Source organism: Thauera sp. 27 (genome assembly GCF_000310125.2).
Lineage (GTDB): Bacteria > Pseudomonadota > Gammaproteobacteria > Burkholderiales > Rhodocyclaceae > Thauera > Thauera mechernichensis.
Genome location: NZ_AMXB01000009.1, coordinates 80,849 through 105,272 on the forward strand (window position 1 = coordinate 80,849; position 24,424 = coordinate 105,272).

A 24,424-nucleotide genomic window follows, 5' to 3' on the forward strand; every position below is an offset into this window, starting at 1 on the left:
GGTTCTCATGACCCAGTTCCGCACCCTTGCAGCAGCCGCAGCGGCTGCGCTTACGCTGTCCCTCGCCGTGGCCACGCCCGCCCAGGCCGCGCCCAAATCCAGCTTCAAGGTGTGCTGGACGATCTACGCTGGCTGGATGCCCTGGGAATACGCGGCCTCGAGCGGCATCGTGGCCAAGTGGGCGGACAAGTACGGCATCAAGGTCGACGTCGTGCAGGTCAACGACTACATCGAGTCGATCAACCAGTACACCGCGGGCGGCTTCGACGCTTGCGCCATGACCAACATGGATGCGCTGACGATCCCGGCCGCAGGCGGCGTCGACTCCACCGCGCTGATCGTCGGCGACTTCTCCAACGGCAACGATGGCATCGTGCTCAAGGGCGAGGGCAAGACACTGGCCGATCTGAAGGGCCTGCCGGTCAACCTGGTCGAGCTCTCGGTCTCTCACTACCTGCTCGCCCGCGGGCTCGAGTCCGTCGGGCTGAGCGAGCGCGACATCAAGGTGGTCAACACCTCCGATGCCGACCTGGTAGCCGCCTTCGCCACCTCGGGGGTACAGGCGGTGGCGACCTGGAACCCGTTGCTCGCCGAGGTCACTGCCATGCCCAAGGTCAGCAAGGTGTTCGACTCCGGCCAGATCCCCGGCGAGATCATCGATCTGATGGTGGTCAATACCCGCACCCTGGGCGACAACCCGGCTCTTGGCAAGGCATTGGCCGGCGCCTGGTACGAGGTCATGTCGGTCATGAGTGCCGACACCCCCGCCGGGGAGGCGGCGCGCACCCATATGGCCGCAGCGGCGGGCACCGACCTCGTCGGCTATGAAGCCCAACTCGCCGCCACCCGCATGTTCTACTCCGCCGCCGAGGCGCTGGCCTTCACCGAAAGCGCGGCGCTGCCGGCAACCATGACCAAGGTCGCCGAGTTCAGCTTCAAGCACGGCCTGCTCGGCGAGGGCGCACGCAGCGCCGACGCAGTGGGCATGAGCTTCCCCGGCGGCACCACCGGCAACGCCGCCAACGTGAAGCTGCGCTTCGACCCGACCTACATGCGGATGGCCGCCGACGGCAAGCTCGACTAACGCTTCCGCCCCGGCACGCTTGCCCCGCGCGCCTGCAGCCCCGGCTGCATGGCGCAGGCGGCGGCCGCCCCCTAGCCTTGGAGCCACGGAGCCCCCGATGCGCCTGATCAACCGAAAACCCGGCCCCAGCTGGCGGCTCAGCCTGGCGATGCTGCCCTTCGCCCTGCTGCTGGTCGCCTACCTCGCCGGCTCGGCCGCACGCCTGGCCGAGAACCCGCAGGACAAGCTGCTGCCCAGCGTGGTGCAGATGGCCGACGCCGTCGAGCGCATGGCCTTCAAGGAGGATCCGCGCAGCGGCCGCTACCTGCTGTGGGACGACACGGCCGCGAGCCTGAAGCGGCTCGCCATGGGGCTGGCCATTGCTGCGGCACTCGGCCTCAGCCTGGGCATCCTCGCCGGCAGCCTGCCGCTGTTCGGCGCCGCGCTTTCGCCGCTGCTCACCGTGGTGTCCATGATTCCACCGCTGGCCATCCTGCCGGTGCTGTTCATTGTGTTCGGCCTGGATGAGCTATCCAAGGTAATGCTGATCGTGCTCGGCATCACCCCGGTGATCGCCCGCGACCTCGAACAGCGTGCGCGAGAGATCCCCGCCGAACTGCTGATCAAGGCCCAGACCCTGGGCGCCAACACCTGGACGCTGATCCTGCGCGTGGTGCTACCGCAGTTGCTGCCGCGCCTGCTGATCGCGCTGCAGCTGGCGCTCGGTTCTGCCTGGCTGTTCCTGATCGCCGCCGAGGCGATCGCCTCCACCGACGGCCTCGGCTACCGCATCTTCCTCGTCCGCCGCTACCTGGCCATGGACGTGATCCTGCCCTACGTGGCATGGATCACGCTGCTCGCCTGGCTGATGGATCTCGGCCTCAAGCGTCTGACCCGTGTCGCCTTCCCCTGGTACGAAGGAGGTCGAGCATGAGCTTCATCCAGGTGCGCAATGTCTGGCAGCAGTATGGCGACCAGACGGTGCTCGAAAATCTGCGCCTGGACATCGACCAGGGCGAGTTCTGCGCCCTGGTCGGTGCCTCCGGCTGCGGCAAGTCCACCTTCCTGCGCATGCTGCTCGGCCAGGAGCGCCCGCACAGGGGCGAGATCCTGCTCGACGGCAAGCCCCTGGTGGCCGAACCCGACCCCAGCCGCGGCATCGTCTTCCAGCGCTACTCGGTCCTGCCGCACCTGAGCGTGCTCGACAACGTCGCCCTCGGGCTGGAGTTGCCGCGCGCCCCCTTGCTTGGTCGCCTGTTCGGCCGCGCCAAGGCCGAGGCGCGCACGCAGGCCGCGCAGCTGCTGCGCCGCGTCGGCCTCGACCACGCGCTCGACAAGTACCCCAGCCAGCTGTCCGGCGGCATGCAGCAGCGCCTGGCCATTGCCCAGGCGCTGATCATGAAGCCGCGCATGCTGCTGCTGGACGAGCCCTTCGGGGCGCTCGACCCCGGCATCCGCAAGGACATGCACGCGCTGCTGCTAGAGCTCTGGCAGGAGACGGGGCTCACCGTGCTGATGGTCACCCATGACCTGTCCGAGGGCTTCACCCTCGGCACCCGCCTGCTGGTGTTCGACAAGGTGCGCAACGACCCGCAGGCACCCGGCGCCTACGGCGCCCGCATCACCTACGACCTCCCCCTCAACCTCGACCGCCGCGCCACCCGCGAGGCCGTCGCCGCGCTGCCCGCCCATGTGACTGGCGCGCTCAAGACCGCATGACGAGTTCCCCATGACCAACACGCTCACGCCCCACGCCACCCCGCTGCCCTACCCTGCGCTGCACGAGGAAGTGCTGCCCGGTGGCGGCCACCGCTCCTTCATCCTGCGCCGCGGCCGGCTGCTGCGCCTCACCGATATCGAGGGCGGCGCCAACGTCAGCATGCTGCTGTTCAACGCTTTCGAGAAAACCGAACGCCTGAACCTGCCCGACTCGCTCAAGTGCCAGCACACCGCCAGGCTCACCCGTGGCCATTGCCTGTATTCGGACATGGGCCGCGTGCTGGCGGCCATCACTGCCGACACCACGGGCTGGAGCGACAGCCTGGGCGGCGTGTTGAATGCCGACGAAGTGCGCGCGAAGTACGGCGACGGCCCCTACCAGAGGCTGCGCAACGCCTGCCACCGCAACGGCACCGACAACCTGCTGGTGGAGCTGGGCAAGTGGGGCATGGGGCTGGAGGACCTGCTGATGGTGCTCAACCTGTTCTCCCGCGTCAGCGTGGATGCGGCGGGCGGCATGCACTTCGTGCCCGGCAACAGCAAGCCCGGCGACCATATCGAGCTGTATGCCCCGATGGACACGCTGGTGGTGATGACCGCCCTGCAGCATCCGATGGATCCGTCGCCAGACTACGCGCCCAAGCCGGTGCGCCTGAGCTGGATGCAGGCCGACCCATCCATCGCCGAACACTGCCGGACCTCGCGCCCGGAGAACGTGCGCGGCTTCATCAACACCGAAAACCTCTACCTGTGAGGGCCGCCACCATGAGCACACTCACCGCCAGCGCACTCGCGCCCGAAACCGCCGTCGCCCGTCACGTGATCCCTGCCGGCGAGCCCTGGGTGGGCGAAGTCAAGGCCGGCCAGACCGTCCGCCTGCTCGATCTGGAGGGCAACCAGGCCGTCGACACCTTGTTCTACAGCGCAGCCAACCCGCGCGAGCGCTACGACCCCCAGCGCACCCTGCGCCGCCAGGCCAGCATCTACCTGAGTACCGGCACAGTGCTGTACTCCAACCTGGGCAACCCGCTGCTGACCATCGTCGCCGACACCTGCGGTCGCCACGACACCCTGGGTGGCGCCTGCGCGCAGGAGAGCAACACCGTGCGCTACGCGCTCGACAAGCTGCACATGCACGCCTGCCGCGACAACTTCCTGTGCGGCTGCCTGCACGACGGTCGTCTGGACAAGGGCGACATCGGTGCCAACATCAACTTCTTCATGAACGTGCCGGTCACGCCGGAAGGCGGGCTGAGCTTCGAAGACGGCATCTCCGCCGCGGGCAAGTATGTGGAACTGCGCGCCGAAATGGACGTGATCGTGCTGATTTCCAACTGCCCGCAGTTGAACAACCCGTGCAACGGCTACAACCCCACCCCGGCCGAAGTCCTGATCTGGGACGCCGCCGCGCGCTGACACCCCTGGCTGCCTGCAGCCCCACGGGGGACGACCCCCGCGGCACCGATCCGGGCGGGACGACCCGCCGCAGCTCGACTCCATCGGGTGAATCCATGTTCGACAAAGTCCTGATCGCCAACCGCGGCGCGATTGCCTGCCGCATCCTGCGCACCCTCAAGGCCCTGGGCACGACCGGGGTGGCGGTGTATTCCGAAGCCGACGCCGCCAGCCGCCATCTGATCGAAGCCGACGAGGCCCACAGCCTGGGTGAAGGCGCGGCGGCGCAGACCTATCTTGCGGTGGACAAGCTCCTCGCCATCGCCCTTGAGCGCGGCGTCGGCGCCATCCACCCCGGCTACGGCTTTCTGTCAGAGAACGCCGCCTTCGCCGAACGCTGCGAGGCCGCCGGCATCGCCTTCATCGGCCCCACCCCCGAACAACTGCGGGTGTTCGGCCTCAAGCACACCGCACGCGCGCTGGCCAAGACCCATGGCGTGCCCATGCTCGAAGGCACCGGGCTGCTCGCCTCGGTGGACGAGGCCCTCGCCGCCGCCGCCACCGTCGGCTACCCGGTCATGCTCAAGAGCACCGCGGGCGGCGGTGGCATCGGCATGCGCGTGTGCTGGGACGCCGCTGAACTCGCGCAGCAGTTCGACGCGGTGCGCCGCCTGGGCGAGAACAACTTCTCCGACGCCGGAGTTTTCATCGAGAAATACATCGAACGCGCCCGCCACCTGGAGGTGCAGGTGTTCGGCGACGGCGCTGGCGAAGTGATCGCGCTCGGCGTTCGCGACTGCTCGGTGCAACGCCGCAACCAGAAGGTGCTGGAAGAAACACCGGCGCCGAACCTGCCTGCAGGCACGGCCGAGGCGCTGTGCGAAGCCGCGGTGCGACTGGCACGCGCGGTGAACTATCGCTCAGCCGGCACGGTGGAATTCGTGTACGACAGCGCGGCCGGCGCCTTCTACTTCCTCGAGGTGAACACCCGCCTGCAGGTGGAACATGGCGTCACCGAGCAAGTCTGGGGTGTAGACCTGGTGGCGTGGATGGTGCAACTCGCCGCCGGCGAACTGCCGCCGCTGGCCGAGCTTGCGGCCGGCCTGCGGCCGCGCGGCCACGCCATCCAGGCGCGACTGTACGCCGAAGACCCGGGTCGCGACTTTCAGCCCTGCCCCGGCCTGCTGACGGCGGTGGACTTTCCGCCCGCCGACGGCCAGGCGCTGCGCATCGACACCTGGGTGGAGGCCGGCTGCGAGATCCCGCCGTACTTCGATCCCATGATCGCCAAGCTGATCACCCACGCCGACGACCGCAAGGCGGCCATCGCTGGCCTGGATGAGGCACTCGCCTCCAGCCGCCTGTACGGTGTCGAGACAAACCGCGACTACCTGCGCCAGATCCTCGCCGATGCGCCTTTCGCCAGCGGCCAGCCGTGGACGCGCTGCCTGGAGGGCCTGCGCTACCGCAGCCACAGCATCGAGTTCATCACTGCCGGCACCCAGACCACCGTGCAGGACTGGCCGGGGCGGCTGGGCTACTGGGCCGTGGGTGTGCCTCCCTCCGGTCCGATGGACGACCGCGCCCTGCGCCTGGGTAACCGCCTGCTTGGCAATCCGGAAGGCGCCGCGGCGCTCGAAATCACCATGAGTGGGCCGGTGCTGCGCTTCAACTGCGATGCCGTGGTGGCAGTCACCGGCGCGGACATTCCGCTCGCCCTCGATGACCAGCCGCAACCGATGAACACGGCCATCTTCATTCCGGCCGGCAGCCGCCTGGTCTTCGGCACCATCGCCGGCAGCGGCACCCGCAGCTACCTGTGCGTGCGCGGTGGCCTCGACGTGCCGGCTTATCTGGGTAGCCAAAGCACCTTCACCCTCGGCCAGTTCGGCGGCCATGGCGGCCGCGCGCTGCGCGGCGGTGACGTACTGCACCTGTTCCCGCTGAGCGAGTCCGCCGCCGGCAGCAGCCTGCCCGCCACGCTGACCCCGGCCCTGCCGGCCGTACGCGAGCTACGCGTGATCTACGGTCCGCACGGCGCGCCCGAGTACTTCAGCCCGGCCTACATCGAGCGCTTCTTCGCCACCGACTGGGAGGTGCATTTCAACTCCAGCCGCACCGGCGTGCGCCTGATCGGCCCCAAGCCGGAATGGGCACGCGACAGCGGCGGCGAGGCCGGGCTGCACCCGTCCAACATCCACGACAACCCCTACGCGGTCGGCGCGGTGGACTTCACCGGCGACATGCCGGTCATCCTCGGCCCCGACGGCCCCAGCCTGGGCGGCTTCGTCTGCCCGGTGACGGTGATCGAGGCCGACCTGTGGCAGCTCGGCCAGCTGAAGGCCGGCGACAAGCTGCGCTTCGTGCCGGTGGCACTCGCTACTGCTCGTGAGCTCGCGGGTGCCCGGCAGGCCGAGGCGCACACCCTCGCCCAGCCCTACCCGGCATATAGCGCGCCCATCACGCCCGCTTCGCCCATCGTGCTCGAACTCGGCGAAGCCGACACCCGGCTGGTGGCGCGCCTTTCCGGCGACACCCACCTGCTGCTGGAGATCGGCCCGGCCGAACTCGACCTCGTGCTGCGCTTCCGCGCCCACGCGCTGATGCAGGCGATCGAGGCCCTTGGGCTGGACGGCCTGGTCGATCTCACCCCCGGCATCCGCTCACTGCAACTGCACTACCGGCCGGAGACCCTGCCGCTGGCCGAACTGCTCGAACGCATCGCAGCCCTGTGGACAGGCGTTTGCGCCCAGGACGACCTGGAAGTGCCCTCGCGCATCGTGCATCTGCCGCTGTCCTGGGACGACCCCGCCTGCCGCCTGGCGATCGAGAAATACATGACCACGGTGCGCAAGGACGCCCCCTGGTGCCCGAGCAATCTGGAGTTCATCCGCCGCATCAACGACCTGCCCGATCTCGACGCGGTGCAGCGCACGGTGTTCGAGGCGAGCTACCTGGTGATGGGCCTGGGCGACGTCTACCTGGGTGCGCCGGTGGCCACGCCGCTCGACCCGCGTCACCGCCTGGTCACCACCAAGTACAACCCGGCGCGCACCTGGACCGCCGAGAACTCGGTCGGCATCGGTGGCGCCTATCTATGCATCTACGGCATGGAAGGGCCGGGCGGCTATCAGTTCGTCGGCCGCACGCTGCAGATGTGGAACCGCTACCGCGCCGTGGCCGCCTTCGACGGCAAGCCCTGGCTGTTGCGCTTCTTCGACCAGATCCGCTTCCACCCGGTGTCGGCCGAGGCGCTGCTGCGCATCCGCCACGACTTCCCGCTCGGCCGCCACGCGATCGAGATCGAGCCGAGCACGCTGCGCCTTTCCGACTACCAGGCCTTCCTCGCCCGCGAAGCCGACGGCATCGCCGCCTTCCGCGCCCAGCAGCGCGCCGCCTTCGACGCCGAGCGCGAACGCTGGATCGCCAGCGGCCAGGCCCATTTCGAGGCTGAGGACGTCGCCCCCGACCTGGGCGAGGATGCGGCACTCGGCCACGGCGAGCACGGCATCGAGAGCCACATCGCCGGCAACCTGTGGCAGGTCCGGGTAGAGGCCGGCCAGCGCGTCAGCGCAGGCGACACGCTGGTCGTGCTCGAGTCGATGAAGATGGAGATCCCCCTCACCGCGCCACGCGACGGCATCGTCAAAGAGGTCCGTGTGCAGCCCGGCTCGCCGGTACGCGCCGGCCAACGCGTCCTGATCCTGGAGGAAGCATGAACACCCCGCAGCTCGACCAAGCCCTCGGCGATCCCTTCGGCCATTCCCTCAGCCACCCCTTCGACCTGCGTCTCGACGCCCTGCTTGCCGCCTATCGCGACGGCCGCATCGAGCCGCGCGGCCTGATCGGCGCGCTGCGCACCCGCGCGCTCGCGCTCAACGCGGAGTACCGGCTGTTCATCCACGTGCTCGACGAAGCCGAACTCGAGCCCTATCTCGCCGCGCTCGAGCATCAGTCGCCAGCCGACTTGCCCCTGTTCGGCATCCCCTTCGCCATCAAGGACAACATCGACCTTGCCGGCATCCCGACCACCGCCGCCTGCCCGGCGTTCGCCTACACGCCGGCACGCTCGGCGACCGTGGTCGAGCGCCTCGTCGCGCTCGGCGCCATCCCCATCGGCAAGGCCAACCTCGACCAGTTCGCCACCGGGCTCAACGGCACCCGCTCACCCTATGGTGCCTGCCGCAATGCGCTGCTGCCCGACTACCCCGCGGGTGGCTCGAGTGCCGGTTCGGCGCTGGCCGTTGCCCTTGGCGTCGCGAGTTTTGCGCTCGGCACCGACACCGCGGGCTCCGGCCGGGTGCCGGCCGCCTTCAACAACCTGGTCGGCACCAAGCCCTCGCGCGGCCTGCTGTCGACCGCCGGCGTCGTGCCGGCCTGCCGCACACTGGACTGCGTCACCTTCTTCACCGCCACCGCCAGCGAGGCGTCCCGCCTGCTGGGTCTGTGCGCTGGCCTTGATGCGCTCGACCCCTACAGCCGCCACAACCCGTCCTGGAACCACGTCACCGCCTTCGGCACGCCGCTGCCCTTCCGCTTCGGCGTGCCGCGCCCCGCGGACCTCGAGTTCTTCGGCTGCACGGAGGGGCCGGCGCTGTTCGCCAGCGCCATCGAGCGGCTGCGCGCAATCGGCGGCGAGGCCGTGGAGATCGACTTCACGCCCTTCCTCGAGGCTGCCCGCCTGCTCTACGAGGGCCCCTGGGTGGCCGAGCGCTACAGTGTGGTCGGTCCTCTCATGGAGCGCACGCCGGACGCGGTGCTACCGGTGATCCGGGCTGTGCTCGCCAAGGCACCAGGCGCGACCGCAGTCCAGACCTTCGAGGCCCAGTACCGCCTGCAGGCCTACAAGGCACGCTGTGACGCACTGCTCGCCGAGCTCGACTGCGTGCTCACACCCACCATCGGTCGCCCGGTGACACTGGCCGAGCTCGCAGCCGAACCGGTGCTGCGCAACAGCGACCTCGGCCATTACACGAACTTCATGAACCTGCTCGACTACGCGGCCGTGGCCGTGCCCAGCGCAGTGATGAAGAACGCGCTGCCCTGGGGCGTTACCCTGTTCGGCCGCGCCTTCACCGACCAATACCTGCTCTCGCTCGCCGACGCTTTCCAGCGCATCCAGGCCGAGCTGCCGCTCACCGGGGGGCACGCGTTCGACACCCCCCGCCCCGTCGGCCGCGCCCAGCACGACCGGCTCGCCATCGTCGTGTGCGGCGCCCACCTGCAAGGCCTGCCGCTGAACCACCAGCTCACCACACGCGGGGCACGGCTGCTCGAACGCACTGTCAGCAGTCCGCACTACCGGCTCTACGCGCTGGCCGGCGGCCCACCGCTGCGCCCCGGGATGGTCAGGGTGGCCGAAGACGGGTGCGCCATCGAGGTGGAGGTGTGGGAACTTCCCGCTGCCGAGTTCGGCAGCTTCCTGGCCGGCATCCCGAGCCCGCTCGGGCTCGGCAAGGTCGAACTGGCGGACGGCCGCTGGGAGATCGGCTTCATCTGCGAGCCCTCAGGCATCGCCGGTGCGACCGAGATCAGCCACTTCGGTGGCTGGCGTGGTTACCTGGCAAGCCGGTAAGGAGAGATGCAGCGAGCCGTCTCGGCCTCGGAGACGGCCGGCGTCGCTCCGCCCCCCAACGGGCTGCGCGACTCAGCCCGATGCTGTGCAATGCACCGCCAGCCATAGCGCATCCGCACTGGTTGACGCCACCCTGTGCCGGCAGTGCGCAGGCAAGGCAAGCCAGTCGCCTGCGGTGAGTGCGATCGTGTCGCCGCCGTCGAACTCGAGCACAGCCTCGCCAGCGAGCAGCGCTACCCACTCGTCCCAGGCCTGGTCGTACCACTCGCCGGAGGCGCTTGCATGGCCGTGGGAGACAATGCGCTCGATCCGGCAGGCCGGGTTGGCGAACAGGGTCTGGAAGATCTCGCCGCCGGCGGGCGGCGGCAGCGCGGCAGCGAGCTTGCCGCGCTGGATGGTGGCAACAGGCGCACTCATCGCACCGCTCACGACACGATGTAGGCCGCCGAGCCGGTGGCGAGCAGCTTGCCATCGGCGGCGAGAAAGCCCATCCGCGTCGAGGCGACGCGCGACCCCAGGCGCAGCACCTCGGCCTCCATGCGGAAGGACTCACCGATACCGGGGCGCAGGTAATCGACCCGCAGGTCGATGGTTCCAAGACGGGAGAAACGGTGCAGGCGCTGCAGAACCGGCTCGTCCAGATGACGGGCGCCGATCGCCCCCATCACCGCCAGGCCGCCCATGGCGTCGAGGCAGGCCGATATGACCCCGCCGTGGATGCGGTTGTGCAGATAGTGTCCCACCAGTTCCGGGCGCATCTCGATGCGCCCGGTGGCACGTACGCCATCGATGTCCTCGATGCGCAGGCCCATCAGCGCATTGAATGCGATATTGCGCTCGAAAATCTCGCGCACACCGGCGATGAACCCGGGCTCGAACTGAACCGGGCTTTCGTTTGTACTCGTGCTCTTCGACATCTGTAAGCCATCTCTCCTCGAGTGCTGCGGGCCGGAGGGCGGATGCCCCCCGGTTACCCGGCATCAGGCCAGTGCGGCATCCGTATCCATCAGCGCCGCGCTGCCCGCACGCGCAGCACGCATCAGCATCGCCGTCTCCGGGAACAGGCGGGCGAAGTAGAAGCGTGCGGTCTGCAGCTTGGCAGTGTAGAACGGGTCGGTGCTGCCGGCGGCGAGCTTCTTGAGCGCGACCGCGGCCATCAGCGCAAAGAAGTAGCCGAACACCAGGTGCCCAGCCACGCGCAGGTAAGGCACCGCGGCGGCTCCCGCCTCATCCGGGTCCTGCAAGGCCTTGGCGCCGATCTCGGTGGTGAACTTGATCATCTGCTCGGCAAGTTGCGCGAGCGGGCTGATGAACTCCGACATCTTTTCATTGCCCCCCTCTTCGCGCAGCAGCGCGCCCACCATGCGGCCGAACTTCTGCAGTGTGGCGCCGTTGTTGCCAAGCACCTTGCGTCCGAGCAGGTCCAGGCTCTGCACGGTGTTGGTACCCTCGTAGATCATGTTGATGCGGGCATCGCGCACGAACTGCTCCATGCCCCACTCCTTGATGTAGCCGTGGCCACCGAAGACCTGCATGCACTCGTTGGTGGCGGCAAAGCCGTTGTCGGTGACGAAGGCCTTGGCGATAGGGGTCAGCAGCGCAAGCAGCTCGGCGCTGTCCTGGCGCACTTGTTCGTCAGGGTGGTGCAGTTCCTTGTCCGACAGCACCGCGCAGAAGCACAGCAGCGCGCGCGCACCTTCGGCATAGGCCTTGGCGGTAAGCAGCATGCGGCGTACATCGGGATGCACGATGATCGGGTCTGCCGGCTTGTCGGTGGCCTTGGGGCCGGTGAGGCTGCGCATCTGGATGCGCTCCCTGGCGTAGGCAAGCGCGTTCTGGAAGGCAACCTCGGTCAGCCCCAGGCTCTGGTTGCCTACGCCCAGGCGGGCGGCGTTCATCATCACGAACATGGCCTGCAAGCCCTTGTTGGGCTCGCCCACCAGCGTTCCGATCGCGTTCTCGAGCACCATCTGGCAGGTGGCATTGCCGTGGATGCCCATCTTGTGCTCGAGGCCGCCGCAGAAGATGCCGTTGCGCGCGCCGAGGGAGCTGTCGCCGTTGATCAGGTACTTGGGCACGATGAAGAGCGAGATGCCCTTGCTGCCTACCGGCGCGTCGGGCAGGCGGGCCAGCACCAGATGGACGATGTTGGCGGCGAGATCGTGCTCGCCCGCGCTGATGAAGATCTTCTCGCCGCTGATGCGGTAGGTGCCGTCACCCTGCGGCTCGGCCTTGGTGCGCAACAGCCCGAGATCGGTACCGCAATGTGGCTCGGTCAGGCACATGGTGCCGGTCCATTCGCCGCTGGTCAGCTTCGGCAGGTACAGCGCCTTCTGGGCGGGCGAGCCATGCGCGTGCAAGGCCTCGTAGGCGCCGTGCGACAGGCCGGGATACATCGTCCAGGCCTGGTTGGCGCTGTTGAGCATCTCGTACAGGCACTGGTTGAGGACCAGGGGCAGGCCCTGGCCGCCGTGCTCGGGATCGCAGGCCAGCGAAGGCCAGCCGCCGGCGACGTACTGCGCGTAGGCCTCCTTGAAACCGGCGGGTGCGCGCACCTCGTGCGTGGCACGATCGAGCTTGCAACCTTCGCTGTCGCCTCCGACGTTGAGCGGAAAGGTCACCTCGGCGGCGAACTTCCCCGCCTCCTCGAGCACGGCGTTGAAGGTGTCGACATCGAGCTCGGCGTGCGGCGGGCAGGCCTGGAGCTGGCCGACGGCGTCGATGACCTCGTGCAGCACGAACTGCATGTCGCGCAAGGGCGGGGCGTACTGGGGCATTGCGTATCTCCTCCGGGTGGTGTCGGGCGACCGGCCTGCACGAGGGCAGACTCAATCAAACGTTCGTTTTATTTTATACGTACATAAGCCCGAGTCAAACGATCGTTTGAACTCTGCCGCCTCTGTGGCCTGCCTCTGCACTCTCCGCCCCCGGAAACGATCGAGGCGACCCGCAGGTCGCCTCGATCATGCCGCTTTGCCACTGCAGTCCAGGCTGCAGTGCGGGGTTCAAGCACGCGGGACCGGCACTCCGGGGCTGACACACAGCGTGTGGTTGAGGGCGATGATCGCGTTCTTGTAGTCACTGCGCTCGATGATGAACTGCATGTTCACCTGGCGCAGCGTCTGCGACACGCAGTTCACGTTCACCTGTGCATCGGCCAGGGCCTGGGCGGCGCGCGCGAGCACGCCCGGAATGCTGATGTTCGAACCGATCGCGCACACGATCGCGCTCGGCTTGACGGTGACCACCTCGTAGCGCGCCTCGAGTTCGGCGACCAGCGCCGGCGTCACCGAGCTTTCCCACAGCACATGGGCAATGGAGTTGGCATTGGTGGCCTTGAGGATGTAGGAGATGCCGTGCCGGCAGAAGATCTCCATGATGCCCAGGTCAAAGCCGACCGTGCCCACCATGCTCGGATCGTGAATCTCGACCAGGGTGACCTTGTCGCTGCCGGTCACCATCTCGACGCGGGCGCGCTCGCCGACGTAGTCCTTGGTGATCAGCGTACCGGGATGCTCGGGCTCGAAGGTGTTCTTGAGGCGGATGGGAATACCGGCAAGTTCCATCGGCTTGGCCGCCTTGGGGTGGATCGCCTCCATGCCGACATCGGCGAGCTGATCGGCGACGTCGTAGTTGGTGGCGCCCACGACCACCGCGTTCTCCAGGCCGACAATGTTGGGGTCGGCCGAGGACAGGTGGAACTCCTTGTGGATGACGGCTTCTGCCGGGCGCACCTCGACCGCGATCTTGCTGAAGGTGACCTCGGAGTAGCCGCGGTCGAACTCGCGCATGATGCCTTCCGTGCCCTTGGTGTAGCCAGTGGCGACAATCACGTTGCCGGCGATGTCCAGGCCCTTGAAGCTGTTGTGGATGCGCTCGTCGATGGTCCACGCCTCGTCGTCATGGAAGCCGGCGAGGTCGAGCAGGATGGCCTTGATCCCCTTGGCCTTGAGCATCTCGACGCTGTTGAAGGCGCTGTGCGACTCGCCGATGGAGGCCAGCACCTCGCGCGCGGCCAGCAGCACGTCCTCGCGACGGATGTAGCCGCTGGCGAGCACATGGTGCATCGCGTCGAGGTACTTCTTGACCTCGCCGATGCGCTCATCGACGAAGGCATCGGCCACGTCGAGCGGCAGGCCCAGCTCGGCAAAGCCGGCGTTGAGCTGCTTGAGGCTGAAGGCCAGGCCGTCGAGCGCGGCATGGTAGTCAGCGCCGTCGGCAAAGAGGGCGTAGATGCCGGGCTGGCCGGTCTTCTTGTGCTCCAGAAGCTGGTTGGTCACACCCGAGTAAGCCGACACCACGAAGATGCGGCCATAGATCCGGGCGCTGTCGTAGAGCATGATGTGGCGCAGCACGTCGCCGAATGCGGACATCGAGGTGCCGCCGATCTTCTCCACCGAGATCATCTGATTGCCAGGGCTTTGCATGAGGTGAGTTCCAGTTCTGGTTGCGGGCCGATCCAAACCCGTTATCGTATTGTTTCAGCGCAATAAAGGACAGGCCCCGCGCGGGGCTCGGTGCGAACAGCGCGCAGGTTTCAACGGAACACGATGGTCTTGTTGCCGTGCACCAGCACCCGGTCCTCGAGGTGGTAGCGCAGGCCGCGGGCGAGCACGGTCTTCTCGATGTCCTTGCCGTAGCGCACCATGTCCTCGACCGCATCGGAGTGGTCGATGCGGATCACGTCCTGTTCGATGATCGGCCCCTGGTCGAGGTCGGCAGTGACGTAGTGGCAGGTGGCACCGATCAGCTTGACGCCCTTTGCGTAAGCCTGGTGATAGGGCTTGGCACCGACGAAGCTGGGCAGGAAACTGTGGTGGATGTTGATGATGCGTCCCGGATAGGCTGCACACAGCTCGGGCGACAGGATCTGCATGTAGCGCGCCAGCACCATGGTGTCGCCACGCACCTCTTCGAAGATGCGCCGCACCTCGGCGTAGGCGTTCGACTTGTTGTCGGCCGTCACCGGCACATGATGGAAGGGAATGCCGTGCCACTCGACGAAGCCGCGGAAGGTGTCGTGATTGGAGACCACGCACGCAATCTCGATGTCGAGCTCCTTCGATTGCCAGCGCGCGAGCAGGTCGTACAGGCAGTGCTCCTGCTTGCTCACCAGCACCACGACCCGCTTCTTGACCGCCGAATCGGAGATCTTCCATTCCATCTCGAGTTCTTCGGCAAGCGGGCGGAAGCGCTCTCGGAATTCGGCAAGATGGAAGGGCAGGGAGTCGGCCTTGATCTCGATGCGCATGAAGTAGCGCCCAACCTCACCCGCCTCCAGCGGCGGCTCCGCATGCAGCGAGGTCTCGAGGATCCAGCCCTGGTGCTCGGCAATGAAGCCGGAAACCCGGGCGACGATACCGACACGGTCGGGGCAGGAGGCGGAGAGGGTGTAGAAGCGTTCGCGGTGCATATCGGGCAACACGCTCAGCCAGCGCGGGCAAATGCGCGGTCGATCTCGGTGCGCAGTGCAGCGTAATCGCGCACCACCGGGTACTGCGGGAACTCGCGCACCACGTTCTCGGGCGGATGGAACAGGATGCCGCCATGGGCTTCGCCAAGCATCGCGGTATCGTTGTACGAGTCGCCTGCAGCGACGACCTTGAAGTTGAGCTCCTTGAAGCGCTTGACCGCCTCGCGCTTCTGGTCCGGCATGCGCAGGTGGTAGTTCACCAGGATGCCCTCGGCGTTGGCCTCCAAGCTGTGGCAGAACAGCGTGGGCAGGCCGAGCTGCTTCATCAGCGGCTTGGCAAACTCGTAGAAGGTGTCGGACAGGATCACCACCTGATAGGCGTCACGCAGGTCGTCGAGAAAGGCACGCGCCCCCTCCATCGGCCCCATGCTGGCGATGACCTCCTGGATATCGGGCAGGCCGAGCTTCTTCTGCGCCAGGATGTCCAGGCGGTACTTCATCAAGGTGTCGTAGTTGGGCTCATCGCGAGTCGTACGGCGCAACTCGGGGATGCCGGTACGTTCGGCGAATTCGATCCAGATTTCGGGGACGAGCACACCTTCGAGGTCGAGACAGACGATACGCACCACGCACTCCAGCTAACAGGTTCGGGAAATCCGGGATTCTAGCAGTGTGTGGCCACGGGGACGTCGGCCGGTCACGAATCGCAAGCCGACCGCAAGGCATCCGTGCAATACTCCTCGATCGGGGCCCTGCGGACCAGTGCCATAACGCATGCCCGTATTGGATAATCTGGGACACAAGAACTCGCGCGGACGCGATGACGTGATCAAGCCTATCCCCATCTCCAGCCTGAAGCCGGGCGTGTACATCCACGACCTCAAGTGCAGCTGGCTGGAGCACAATTTCCTGCGCAACAGTTTTCTCGTCGGCGACGAGGAGACGGTACGCCGCGTGCGCGAGACCGGCGTCCAGGAAATCCTCATCGACATCAAGCGCGGCATTGACCCCGAAGCGGTCGTCGCGGTCGAACCACCGGCTGTCGAAGCGGCCCCTGCAAGGCCTGAAGCACCGCAACCAGAGGCCGCCCCTGCCGTCGTCGTCGCCGCACGCAAGTCCGGCAGCGAGTTCGAACGCGCACGCGCGCTCAAGGGCGAAGCCAACCTCATCGTGCGCGACATGATGACCGACATCCGCCTCGGCAAGCAGATCGAGCTCGAGAAGATCGAGCCGCTGGTCGAGCGCATCGTCGACTCCATCTTCTGCGAGCCCGACGCCCTCGCGCCTCTGGCCCGCCTCAAGGAACACGACGCCTACACCTTCCAGCACTCGGTCTCGGTGTGTGCGCTGATGGTCGCATTCGCCCGCACCCTCGGACTCGATCGCCCGACAATCCGGGAGATCGCGATCGGCGCCCTGCTGCACGACGTGGGCAAGGCCAAGGTGCCCGACGAGATCCTCAACAAACCGGCAAAGCTCACCGACGCCGAATTCGACAAGATGAAGAGCCACGTCGTGCAGAGCAAGATCATCCTGCAGGCCTCGCCCGGCATCAGCCAGATCGCCCTCGACGTCGCTGCCCAGCACCACGAGCGCTTCGACGGCAGCGGCTACCCGAACAAGCTGCGCGGCGACGAGATCAGCCTCTATGGCCAGATGGGTTCGATCGTGGATGTGTACGACGCCATCACCTCGAACCGCGTCTATCACAAGGGCATGGCGCCCACCGAGGCGCTGCGCAAGCTGCTGACCTGGACCGACGGCCACTTCAAGCCCGACATGGTCAAGGCCTTCATCCGCTCGGTCGGCATCTATCCCACCGGCGCCCTGGTGCGGCTGGAGAGCCGCCGCCTGGCGGTGGTTCAGTCGCAGAACGACGACAAGCCGATGCAGCCTGTGGTCAAGGTGATCTTTCACACCGCCGGACACTACCTCAAGCCGCAGAACATCGACCTGCGCCGTTCGCAGGACCGCATTGTCGGCCACGAGGACTTCGAAAGCTGGCAGATCGACCCGGTACGCTGGTTGCCGCAATGATCGGCGCCGCGCCTCAATCGGCCGGGATCGCCTCCAGGGCCTCGTTGAGCTCCAGCCAGCGCAGCTCGGCCTCCTCGATGCGCTCGGCAAGCTCCGCCTGACGCTTGTTGAGGGCCGGCACCTCGCCTGCCTGCGGGCCGGTGTAGAGCGCCGGATCGGCAAGCTTCGCATCGATCTCCGCCTTTTCCTTGTTCCAGGCGGTCAGGCGCTTGTCGATCTGCTCCACTTCCTTTACCAGCGGGCGGCGCGCCGCCAGCCGCGCCTGGCGGTCGGCCGCAGCCTGCGCGCGGTCGGCCTTGCGCGCCGCTTTGTCGGCGGCCTGGTCGGGACAAGCCGCTGCGGCGGCAACCTCGGCGCGACGGCTTGCGAGCCAGTCGCGGTAGTCGTCGAGGTCGCCGTCGAAGGGCTGGATGCATCCGCCATCGACCAGCAGGAAGCGGTCGCAGGTGGCGCGCAGCAGCGCACGGTCGTGCGAGACCAGCACCATCGCCCCCTCATAGTCCTGCAGCGCCATGGTCAGCGCGTGGCGCATCTCGAGGTCGAGATGGTTGGTGGGCTCGTCGAGCAGCAGCAGGTTGGGGCGCTGCCAGATCAGCAGCGCGAGCGCGAGTCTTGATTTCTCGCCGCCCGAAAACGGGCCGCAAGGCGTGGTCGCCGGGGTGGAGGTCCCGCCCACACCATCGCCGCGGAAGTCGAAACCGCCGAGGTAGTCGCGCAACTCCTGCTCGCGCGTCTGCGGATCGAGGCGGACCATGTGCTGCAGCGCCGACTCGTCCGGGCGCAGCGTTTCCAGTTGATGCTGGGCGAAGTAGCCGGTAGCGAGGCCTTTGCCCTCCAGGCGGCGGCCACGGGCCAGTTGCAGTTCATGCGCCAGCAGCTTGATCAGGGTCGACTTGCCCGCACCGTTGCGCCCCAGCAGACCGACGCGCTCGCCCGGGCGCAGGGTCAGCGTGATGCGCTCAAGCACGGTCTTGTCGCCGTAGCCCACCGCACCGTCCTCGATCTGCAGCAGCGGATCGGGCGCCGGCGGCGCGTCACGGAAGGCAAAGCTGAAGGGCGTGTCCACATGCGCCGCGGCGATGCGCTCCATGCGCTCCAGCGCCTTGATCCGGCTCTGCGCCTGGCGCGCCTTGGTGGCCTTGGCGCGGAAACGGCGGATGTAGTCCTCCATATGCGCGATGTCGCGCTGCTGCTTCTCGAACATCGCCTGCTGCTGGATCAGGCGCTCGCCGCGCTGGCGCTCGAAGTCGGAGTAGCCGCCGGTGTAGAGCGCGAGCTTCTGCTGTTCGATGTGGGCGATATGGGTGACGCAGGCGTCGAGGAACTCGCGATCATGAGAAATGAGCAGCAAGGTACCGCGGTAATCGCGCAACCACGCCTCCAGCCAGATCACGGCATCGAGGTCGAGGTGGTTGGTGGGCTCGTCGAGCAGCAGCAGGTCGGAGCGGCACATCAGCGCCTGCGCCAGGTTAAGACGCATGCGCCAGCCGCCGGAGAAGTCCGCGACCGGACGCTCGATATCGGACTGCAGGAAACCCAGGCCATCGAGCAGCGCCGCCGCGCGCGCGCGCGCCGAATAGCCCCCGATCTCGTGCAAGCGCGCATGCAGCTCACCGATATGCGACCCGTCGTGGGCCGCCTCGGCCGCGGCCAACTCGGCCTCGATCCGCCGCAATTCGGCGTCGCCATCGAGCACGTAGTCGATTGCCGGCTGTGCAAGACCGGGCGTCTCCTGCGCGACGTGGGCGATCACCCAGCCCGGCGGCATGTCGAGGTCGCCCTGGTCGGGGTGGAGCTGGTCGCGCAGCATGGCGAACAGGCTGGATTTACCGCTGCCATTGGCGCCGGTGAGGCCGACCTTCCAGCCGGGGTGGATCTGCAGCGTAGCGGCCTCGATGAGGACCTTGGCGCCGCGAGCGAGGCGCAGATTGCGAAGACTGATCACGAACGGATACACGGCTTCGGGGCCGCGGGCAGTTGCAAAGGCGCTATTCTACGCGCCAGCCGAATCCTCTCAGGAACACCGTGCGCATGACTCACCTCACCCTGCCCGCTCGCTGCACGCTCAAGCCCGAGCTCCGCTCCACCCTCCGCCGAGCCCTGTTCGCCGCTCTGCTCGGCACCACCACCCTGTCCGCCCTCGCCCAGACGCCGGCCGACGATGCCCGGCGCACCGCCGACCGCGCCCGCATCGGCGCCCTGGAGGCAGAAGGCAAGGCCCTGCGCGCAGAGGCCGAAGCCCGCTTCGCCACCGCCGAGGCGGCCTGCTACGAGCGTTTTCTGGTCAATCGCTGCATCGACCAGGCGCGCAAGGAGCGCCTCGAGACCATCCAGCGCGCCCGCGCCGTAGAAGCCGAGGCACGCCGCCTGACCCTGGCCGAACGCCAGCGCACGGCAGAAGCGCTGCTTGCCGAAGGCGCGCGGCCGACTGCCGTCGGCAGCATGCAATCGCCCGAAGCGCCGACAGCGCTGCCGCAACTGCCGGCGCTCCAGCCCACCCCACCCAGCCCGGATGCCCGCATCGCCCCGTCGCCGGAGAGCGAACGCATTCGCGCCGAGCGCGAGACGCGCAGCGAGGAGGCTGCGGCCGACGCGGTCCGCCGACGCGCTGCCGCCGATGCCGAACGCGATGCAGCGCGCCAGCGCGCTACCGAGGAGGCCTCCCGCCGCGCGCAGCAAGCCGAACGCGACCGCGACCGCTACGAGGAACGCCAGCGGCGTTACGAGGAAGAACAGGCGCAGAAGAAGAAGTAGCAAGTACCTCAGGCCGCTCCGGCGCACGCCCATGCCAGCGCGTCCTCGAGGCGGTCGTTGCCCCAGAACAGCTCCTCGCCGACGCGAAAGCTCGGCGCACCAAACAAGCCCAGTTCGGCCGCGCGCTCGGTCTGGCAACGCAGCGCCAGCTTGTTGGCATCGGCCTGGGCTCGCGCCATGACTTCATCGGCTGGCAGGCCGAGCGCGCGCAGGATGTCCTCGATCACGGCCGCTTCGCCGATCTCGCGGTCCTCGGCGAAATTGGCCGTCATCACTGCGCGTGCGAAAGGCGCGACCCAGCCGGCCTCGACCCCGACCAGCGCGACCCGCGCCGCCAGCAGGCCATTGCGCGGGAAACGGCTGGGGCGATGGAAGGGCAAGCCCTCCTTCATCGCCAGCCGTTCGAGGTCGCGCCACATGTAGCGCCCCTTGGGGGGGTAGATATTGAAGGGCGAATCGTTCCAGCCCAGGGCGAGAAACACCGGCCCGAGCAGGAAGGGCTTCCATGCCACCTCCACGCCAGCGGCCTCGGCCACACGCTCGATGCGCATCACAGACAAGTAGGAATAGGTGCTGGCGAACTCGAACCAGAACTCGACGGCGGGGCGGGGCATGGCGCTGACTCCGTTGATTGGCTCCGCCACTATAGAACATCAACGTGGCCGGTTCGCCACCCAGATGCCCGCCCCCACGAGGAAAAGCGCACCGAACACGGCTGGTGTCATCGCCTCGCCCAGCAGCAGCCCGCCCGCGAGCACGCCCATCACCGGCGTCAGGAAGGAAAAGGACGACAGCCGCGTTGCCGGATACTGGCGCACCAGCCAGAACCAGCCCAGGTAGGACATCCCGGCAACGATGAAGGTCTGGAAGAACAGGCTCGCCCACACCAGCGGCGTTGGCGCGAACACGCCGGGCTCGCCGAGCGCGACCGAAAGCAGCGGCAGCACCAGCGCCGACACCGCAAGCTGGTACAGCAGGGTCTTTTCAGCCGACACCCGCGCCAATGCACTGGCCTTGACGGTCAACGTGGTCGCGGCCCAGAACACCGCCGCCAGCATGATCATCAGGTCACCGATCCAGGCGCGGTCGGTGGGCATGAACAGATGTTCGCCGAACAGCACCAGGATACCGCCGAACGCCAGCGCCATGCCCACCCACTGCGCCCGGCGCATGTGTTCCTGCGGCAGCAGCCAGACCGCGCCGAGGGCGACGAAGAAGGGTGCTGTGTAGAGGAAGATGACCCCGCGCGAGGCCGTTGTGTACTCCAGCCCGAGGAAAATCAACGCAAACTCGGCGGCGAACAGCAGTCCGGCGAGCACACCCGGCACCAGCGTGCCGTCCCGCTCCCCCAGTCGCACCCCGCGCAGGTGGGCCCACAACAGCACGACCACCGTCGCCCCGATCGAGCGCAGTCCGGCCTGCCATACCGGTGAGATGCCCGTGCTGGCGAGCTTGATCGCCACCTGCTGCACACCCCAGATGGTGCAGAACAGCACCATCATGCCAATGGCGAGACGGTCGAGTTCGGTCTTTTGCATGCGTAGTCGCCAGGATGAGAACCCGCGATTATCGACCGGGCGATCTCGAAAGGCGAGCGCGGCGCCAGCCGCGAGCTTTTCGAGGGCGCGCGCCGCGCTCGGCTCAACCCGCGGCGGCCTGCGGCGCTGCGCATGCCAGGCGCTCGAACTGCGCCGCAAGCCCTTCGAGCTCACGCTGCAGCCGCTGGCGCTGAGCCGGCGTGGCCGTATTGAACACCTCGGCAAGCAAGACGAGGCTGCGATCCCGGTTGTGCGCCTGTCGCGCGCGATAACCTGGCGTGGGCTCGTCCTGCACGGGCGCCATGAAGGCGGCGACCCGTGGAGCGAACGCTGCCCCATCTGCCCGTACGCGGAGCGCGTCGAGCACGTCCGCCTGCCAGCGCGCACGCTCGTCCAGCCAGGCCTCGGTCGTCGGCTCGAGGGCATCGCTCCAGACGCCGATCAGCACGCGCTGCTCGGTGGTCAGGCGCCCGAACCAGCGCTGCAAGCGCTTCTCCATGCGTGCGATGCGAGCCTCGCGCTGGGCGGAGTCGTCACCGCCGAGGAACGCCTTGCGCGCCTCGCGCTGACGACGCTCGAAGGCCTGCTGCAACTCATCGACCTGCTCGTCGGACAGCGCCGGCAGCAGCACGCGGGCATCGTCCTCGAGCGCGGCAAGGATCTCCCGCCACCACCCCTCGCCACGCTCGAGATAGGGCAACAGGTCGCTGCTGCCAATACGGTCTGCAGCCAGCGTGGTTTGCGCCTCGCGCAGCGTGGCGGCGTACTCAGCGAGATGGGTGCGGCAATGCCAGTCGAGACGCGCCGACAGTTGGCGGTCGAGCAGGTTGCGCTGGCCGGCATCAAGCATCACATAGTCGCGCAGGTACCAGGGCACCAGCCAGTCGAGCTGGGAATACGCCATGCGAACGCTGCAGCCGCCCAGCACGAAGGCGGCGAACAGTCCGGCAAGCAGGATGCGCGCAAGTGACAGCATGTGCGCTCAGACGCAAGGGCGCCGCCAAAGTTCACGGCCGGCAACTCGCGCTGGGTGCCACGCGCCCACTCAGGGGCAGGGACAGGGCCAGCCCGCGCCCTTGCCCCTGCGTGGGCGTACTCGATCCTCGGCTACTTCACGTCCTCGCGCCGCAGCTCGGCATGATGACCGACGACCTCCTCGGCGAGCGGATCGTCGGCGAGTGCAGGCGCTTCGGCCTGCGCGTCCGGCTTTGCTTCCGCCGTCGTGTCCGTCTCCGCCGACTCGGCAGGTACATCGACCGCCACCATCGGCACGCCGTCGTCAGCGCGCTCGCCCGCGGGCGACGCCGCCGCAGCGGGCTGCACGCTCGGGTCCGGAGTTACAAGCTCGTCAGCACCGTCGGTGACCGGCACCGGCTCGGCAGCGGCATCTTCGGCAACGGCTGCACCCGGGGCGGAGCCCTCGTCAGGCGCGGCCGATGCCGCCTCGCCTGTCTGCACACTGGCCGCTGCCACACCTGCAGCACCGGCCGCCGCGGCCAGGCCGGTAGCAGCCAGCAGCTTGTCGCTGCCACCGTCACGGTCATTGCCCACCAGCAATGCGTCCACGCGCTGCTGGAACAGCTCGCGCGCCGAACCCGAGGACAGCTTCTCGTAGCCCGAGGACAGGTGCTCGAACAATTCCTTGTAGGAGCCCGCCATCGACACGAACAGGGTCGCCGTCTTGTCGAAATGGGTGGCGACCTCCTGGCGGTAGGCCTCGATCTCGCCCTTCTGACGCGCGACCTCGGACTCGAGCTCCTCGATACGCGCCTTGCCGGCGCCGAACTGGCGGCCGACGAAGAAGCCGACGACGCCCGTGATCACCACGGCAAAGATGGCGACCAGCCATGCGGTTTGTGCAGTCATTTTTCTTCCCTCCCCTCTTCTTGGTTCAATCGATGAGCTTTGGCGCCACCGAACCGACGAACTGCAAGCGGGCGCGCAATGCCCGCGTTACCTCGACGCTGCCGTCCTCGGTGATGCGCAGCACGTGTTCGATACCAAAACGGCGCGTATGTTCTCGCCATTGGTCGCCAGCGAGATAGGCAGGCTTGCTCGGCCCGTCGGAGAGCGTGCCGGCATTGGGCTGCGCCGTGATCAGGATGGTGAGCGACTGCGTGCCACGCGCAGGCTGGCCAGTGCGCGGGTCGAGCAGATGAGCATAACGCTCGCCGTCGAGTTCGAAGAAGCGCTGGTAGTCGCCCGAGGTGCCCACCGCCTCGCCGTCGTAGAGCGGCAAGGTCGCGATCGGCGCCGGTTCGCGCGGATGCTGGATGCCGACGCGCCACGGCTGGTCACCCTTGCGCCCGAGTGCCATCACGTTGCCGCCGATGTTGATGAGCGCATTGGCCACGCCCTTTTCGCGCAGGATGGCCGCCGCGCGGTCGAGCGCATAGCCCTTGGCATAGCCGCCGAGGTCGATCTGCACCGCCGGATTGCGGCTCTCGACGCGATTGCCTTCGATCACCAGGTCGGCCATGCGCGGCCGCGCCGCAAGCAGGGCCTGCAGCTTGTCCGGATCGGGACGCGTAGGCACGAAGGTGTCGGTATGGAAGCCCCACAGCGCGACCAGCGCGCCAAGCGCGGGATCGAACAACTCGTCACCCACGGCAGCGATGTGCTGCGCGTCCTTGAGCAGCGCGGCCAGTTCGTCCGACACCTCCGCCGCCTCGCCGCGCGCAATGGCTGCGTTGAGCGCCGTGAGCTCCGACGGCTCCCAGGCGTGGTAGGCACGATGCAGGCGGTCGAACTCGCGCAGCACCGCCGCCGCCGCCGCGTCGGCCTCGGCCTGGTCCTTGCCATACACCGCGACATCGACCCGCGTGCCGAACACGAAAGCCTCGTGGCGGAACACCTCCGACCGCGAACAAGCGGCCAGCGACAGCAGCACCAGCAGCGCGCATGCAAGAGGGAAATAGGGGACAGACCCC

At 67.7% G+C, this 24,424-nt stretch carries 21 protein-coding genes; 9 read left to right on the forward strand and 12 right to left on the reverse strand.

Features of this window, described 5'->3' with window-relative positions; translation table 11 throughout:
- The first annotated feature begins 7 nt into the window (after positions 1-7).
- The 7 genes from B447_RS06710 to atzF all read left to right on the forward strand — a co-directional run bounded on the left by B447_RS06710 (position 8) and on the right by atzF (position 9,752).
- Complete coding sequence (locus B447_RS06710; RefSeq protein ID WP_002937958.1) at positions 8-1,084, forward strand: putative urea ABC transporter substrate-binding protein; 1,077 nt, start codon at positions 8-10, stop codon at positions 1,082-1,084.
- Positions 1,085-1,181: 97 nt separating this feature from the next.
- On the forward strand, positions 1,182-1,997 hold the full coding sequence (locus tag B447_RS06715; RefSeq protein WP_002937959.1) for an ABC transporter permease: 816 nt from the start codon (positions 1,182-1,184) through the stop codon (positions 1,995-1,997).
- A complete protein-coding gene (locus B447_RS06720; protein ID WP_002937960.1) occupies positions 1,994-2,782 on the forward strand; it encodes an ABC transporter ATP-binding protein in 789 nt (262 codons plus the stop codon). Before B447_RS06715 ends, B447_RS06720 begins: the two co-directional genes overlap by 4 nt.
- A 10-nt stretch (positions 2,783-2,792) precedes the next feature.
- On the forward strand, positions 2,793-3,536 hold the full coding sequence (locus tag B447_RS06725) for an urea amidolyase associated protein UAAP1 (protein WP_002937961.1): 744 nt from the start codon (positions 2,793-2,795) through the stop codon (positions 3,534-3,536).
- A gap of 11 nt (positions 3,537-3,547) precedes the next feature.
- Positions 3,548-4,198: an urea amidolyase associated protein UAAP2 gene (locus B447_RS06730; protein WP_002937962.1), complete on the forward strand. Its 651-nt coding sequence runs from the start codon at positions 3,548-3,550 to the stop codon at positions 4,196-4,198.
- Between the two features lie 95 nt (positions 4,199-4,293).
- A complete protein-coding gene (uca, locus tag B447_RS06735; protein WP_002937965.1) occupies positions 4,294-7,896 on the forward strand; it encodes an urea carboxylase in 3,603 nt (1,200 codons plus the stop codon).
- Complete coding sequence (gene atzF, locus B447_RS06740) at positions 7,893-9,752, forward strand: allophanate hydrolase (RefSeq protein WP_002937966.1); 1,860 nt, start codon at positions 7,893-7,895, stop codon at positions 9,750-9,752. The genes uca and atzF overlap by 4 nt, the downstream gene beginning before the upstream one ends.
- 72 nt (positions 9,753-9,824) lie before the next feature.
- On the opposite strand, the gene B447_RS06745 is transcribed toward atzF, so the two are convergent.
- The 6 genes from B447_RS06745 to thrH form a co-directional block, all read right to left on the reverse strand.
- Positions 9,825-10,169, reverse strand: coding sequence for a cupin domain-containing protein (locus B447_RS06745; protein WP_002937971.1), 345 nt, complete (start codon positions 10,167-10,169; stop codon positions 9,825-9,827).
- Between the two features lie 8 nt (positions 10,170-10,177).
- The gene (locus B447_RS06750) at positions 10,178-10,669 is read right to left on the reverse strand and encodes a thioesterase family protein (protein ID WP_002937980.1); all 492 of its coding nucleotides are present in this window, start codon (positions 10,667-10,669) and stop codon (positions 10,178-10,180) included.
- Positions 10,670-10,732: 63 nt separating this feature from the next.
- Complete coding sequence (locus B447_RS06755; protein ID WP_002937983.1) at positions 10,733-12,529, reverse strand: acyl-CoA dehydrogenase C-terminal domain-containing protein; 1,797 nt, start codon at positions 12,527-12,529, stop codon at positions 10,733-10,735.
- Positions 12,530-12,757: 228 nt separating this feature from the next.
- Positions 12,758-14,179, reverse strand: coding sequence for an aspartate kinase (locus tag B447_RS06760; RefSeq protein ID WP_002937986.1), 1,422 nt, complete (start codon positions 14,177-14,179; stop codon positions 12,758-12,760).
- Positions 14,180-14,289: 110 nt separating this feature from the next.
- A complete protein-coding gene (gene purU / locus B447_RS06765) occupies positions 14,290-15,165 on the reverse strand; it encodes a formyltetrahydrofolate deformylase (protein ID WP_002928722.1) in 876 nt (291 codons plus the stop codon).
- A 14-nt stretch (positions 15,166-15,179) separates the two neighbouring features.
- Positions 15,180-15,791 carry a bifunctional phosphoserine phosphatase/homoserine phosphotransferase ThrH gene (thrH, locus tag B447_RS06770; protein ID WP_002928719.1) on the reverse strand — a complete coding sequence of 204 codons (612 nt, stop codon included), beginning with the start codon at positions 15,789-15,791 and terminating at the stop codon, positions 15,180-15,182.
- A 199-nt stretch (positions 15,792-15,990) separates the two neighbouring features.
- On the opposite strand from thrH, the gene B447_RS06775 reads away from it, so the two are divergent.
- Positions 15,991-17,202: an HD-GYP domain-containing protein gene (locus tag B447_RS06775; RefSeq protein ID WP_037982526.1), complete on the forward strand. Its 1,212-nt coding sequence runs from the start codon at positions 15,991-15,993 to the stop codon at positions 17,200-17,202.
- Positions 17,203-17,215: 13 nt separating this feature from the next.
- On the opposite strand, the gene B447_RS06780 is transcribed toward B447_RS06775, so the two are convergent.
- Positions 17,216-19,147 carry an ATP-binding cassette domain-containing protein gene (locus tag B447_RS06780; RefSeq protein ID WP_002937988.1) on the reverse strand — a complete coding sequence of 644 codons (1,932 nt, stop codon included), beginning with the start codon at positions 19,145-19,147 and terminating at the stop codon, positions 17,216-17,218.
- An 86-nt stretch (positions 19,148-19,233) separates the two neighbouring features.
- Here B447_RS06780 and B447_RS06785 point away from each other — a divergent pair, with 86 nt between their 5' ends.
- Positions 19,234-19,956 carry a hypothetical protein gene (locus B447_RS06785; RefSeq protein WP_002937989.1) on the forward strand — a complete coding sequence of 241 codons (723 nt, stop codon included), beginning with the start codon at positions 19,234-19,236 and terminating at the stop codon, positions 19,954-19,956.
- 8 nt (positions 19,957-19,964) lie between these two features.
- Here B447_RS06785 and B447_RS06790 read toward each other — a convergent pair whose 3' ends face one another.
- The 5 genes from B447_RS06790 to B447_RS06810 form a co-directional block, all read right to left on the reverse strand.
- Complete coding sequence (locus B447_RS06790) at positions 19,965-20,570, reverse strand: 2-hydroxychromene-2-carboxylate isomerase (protein ID WP_002931175.1); 606 nt, start codon at positions 20,568-20,570, stop codon at positions 19,965-19,967.
- Between the two features lie 39 nt (positions 20,571-20,609).
- The gene (locus B447_RS06795; protein WP_002937994.1) at positions 20,610-21,494 is read right to left on the reverse strand and encodes a DMT family transporter; all 885 of its coding nucleotides are present in this window, start codon (positions 21,492-21,494) and stop codon (positions 20,610-20,612) included.
- A 103-nt stretch (positions 21,495-21,597) separates the two neighbouring features.
- On the reverse strand, positions 21,598-22,470 hold the full coding sequence (locus tag B447_RS06800; RefSeq protein ID WP_002937999.1) for a DUF6279 family lipoprotein: 873 nt from the start codon (positions 22,468-22,470) through the stop codon (positions 21,598-21,600).
- Positions 22,471-22,601: 131 nt separating this feature from the next.
- Positions 22,602-23,360 (reverse strand): YhcB family protein, encoded by a 759-nt coding sequence (locus B447_RS06805; protein ID WP_002938005.1) that lies wholly within the window; start codon positions 23,358-23,360, stop codon positions 22,602-22,604.
- Positions 23,361-23,385: 25 nt separating this feature from the next.
- A complete protein-coding gene (locus B447_RS06810) occupies positions 23,386-24,384 on the reverse strand; it encodes an FAD:protein FMN transferase (RefSeq protein ID WP_002938012.1) in 999 nt (332 codons plus the stop codon).
- Positions 24,385-24,424 lie beyond the last annotated feature (40 nt).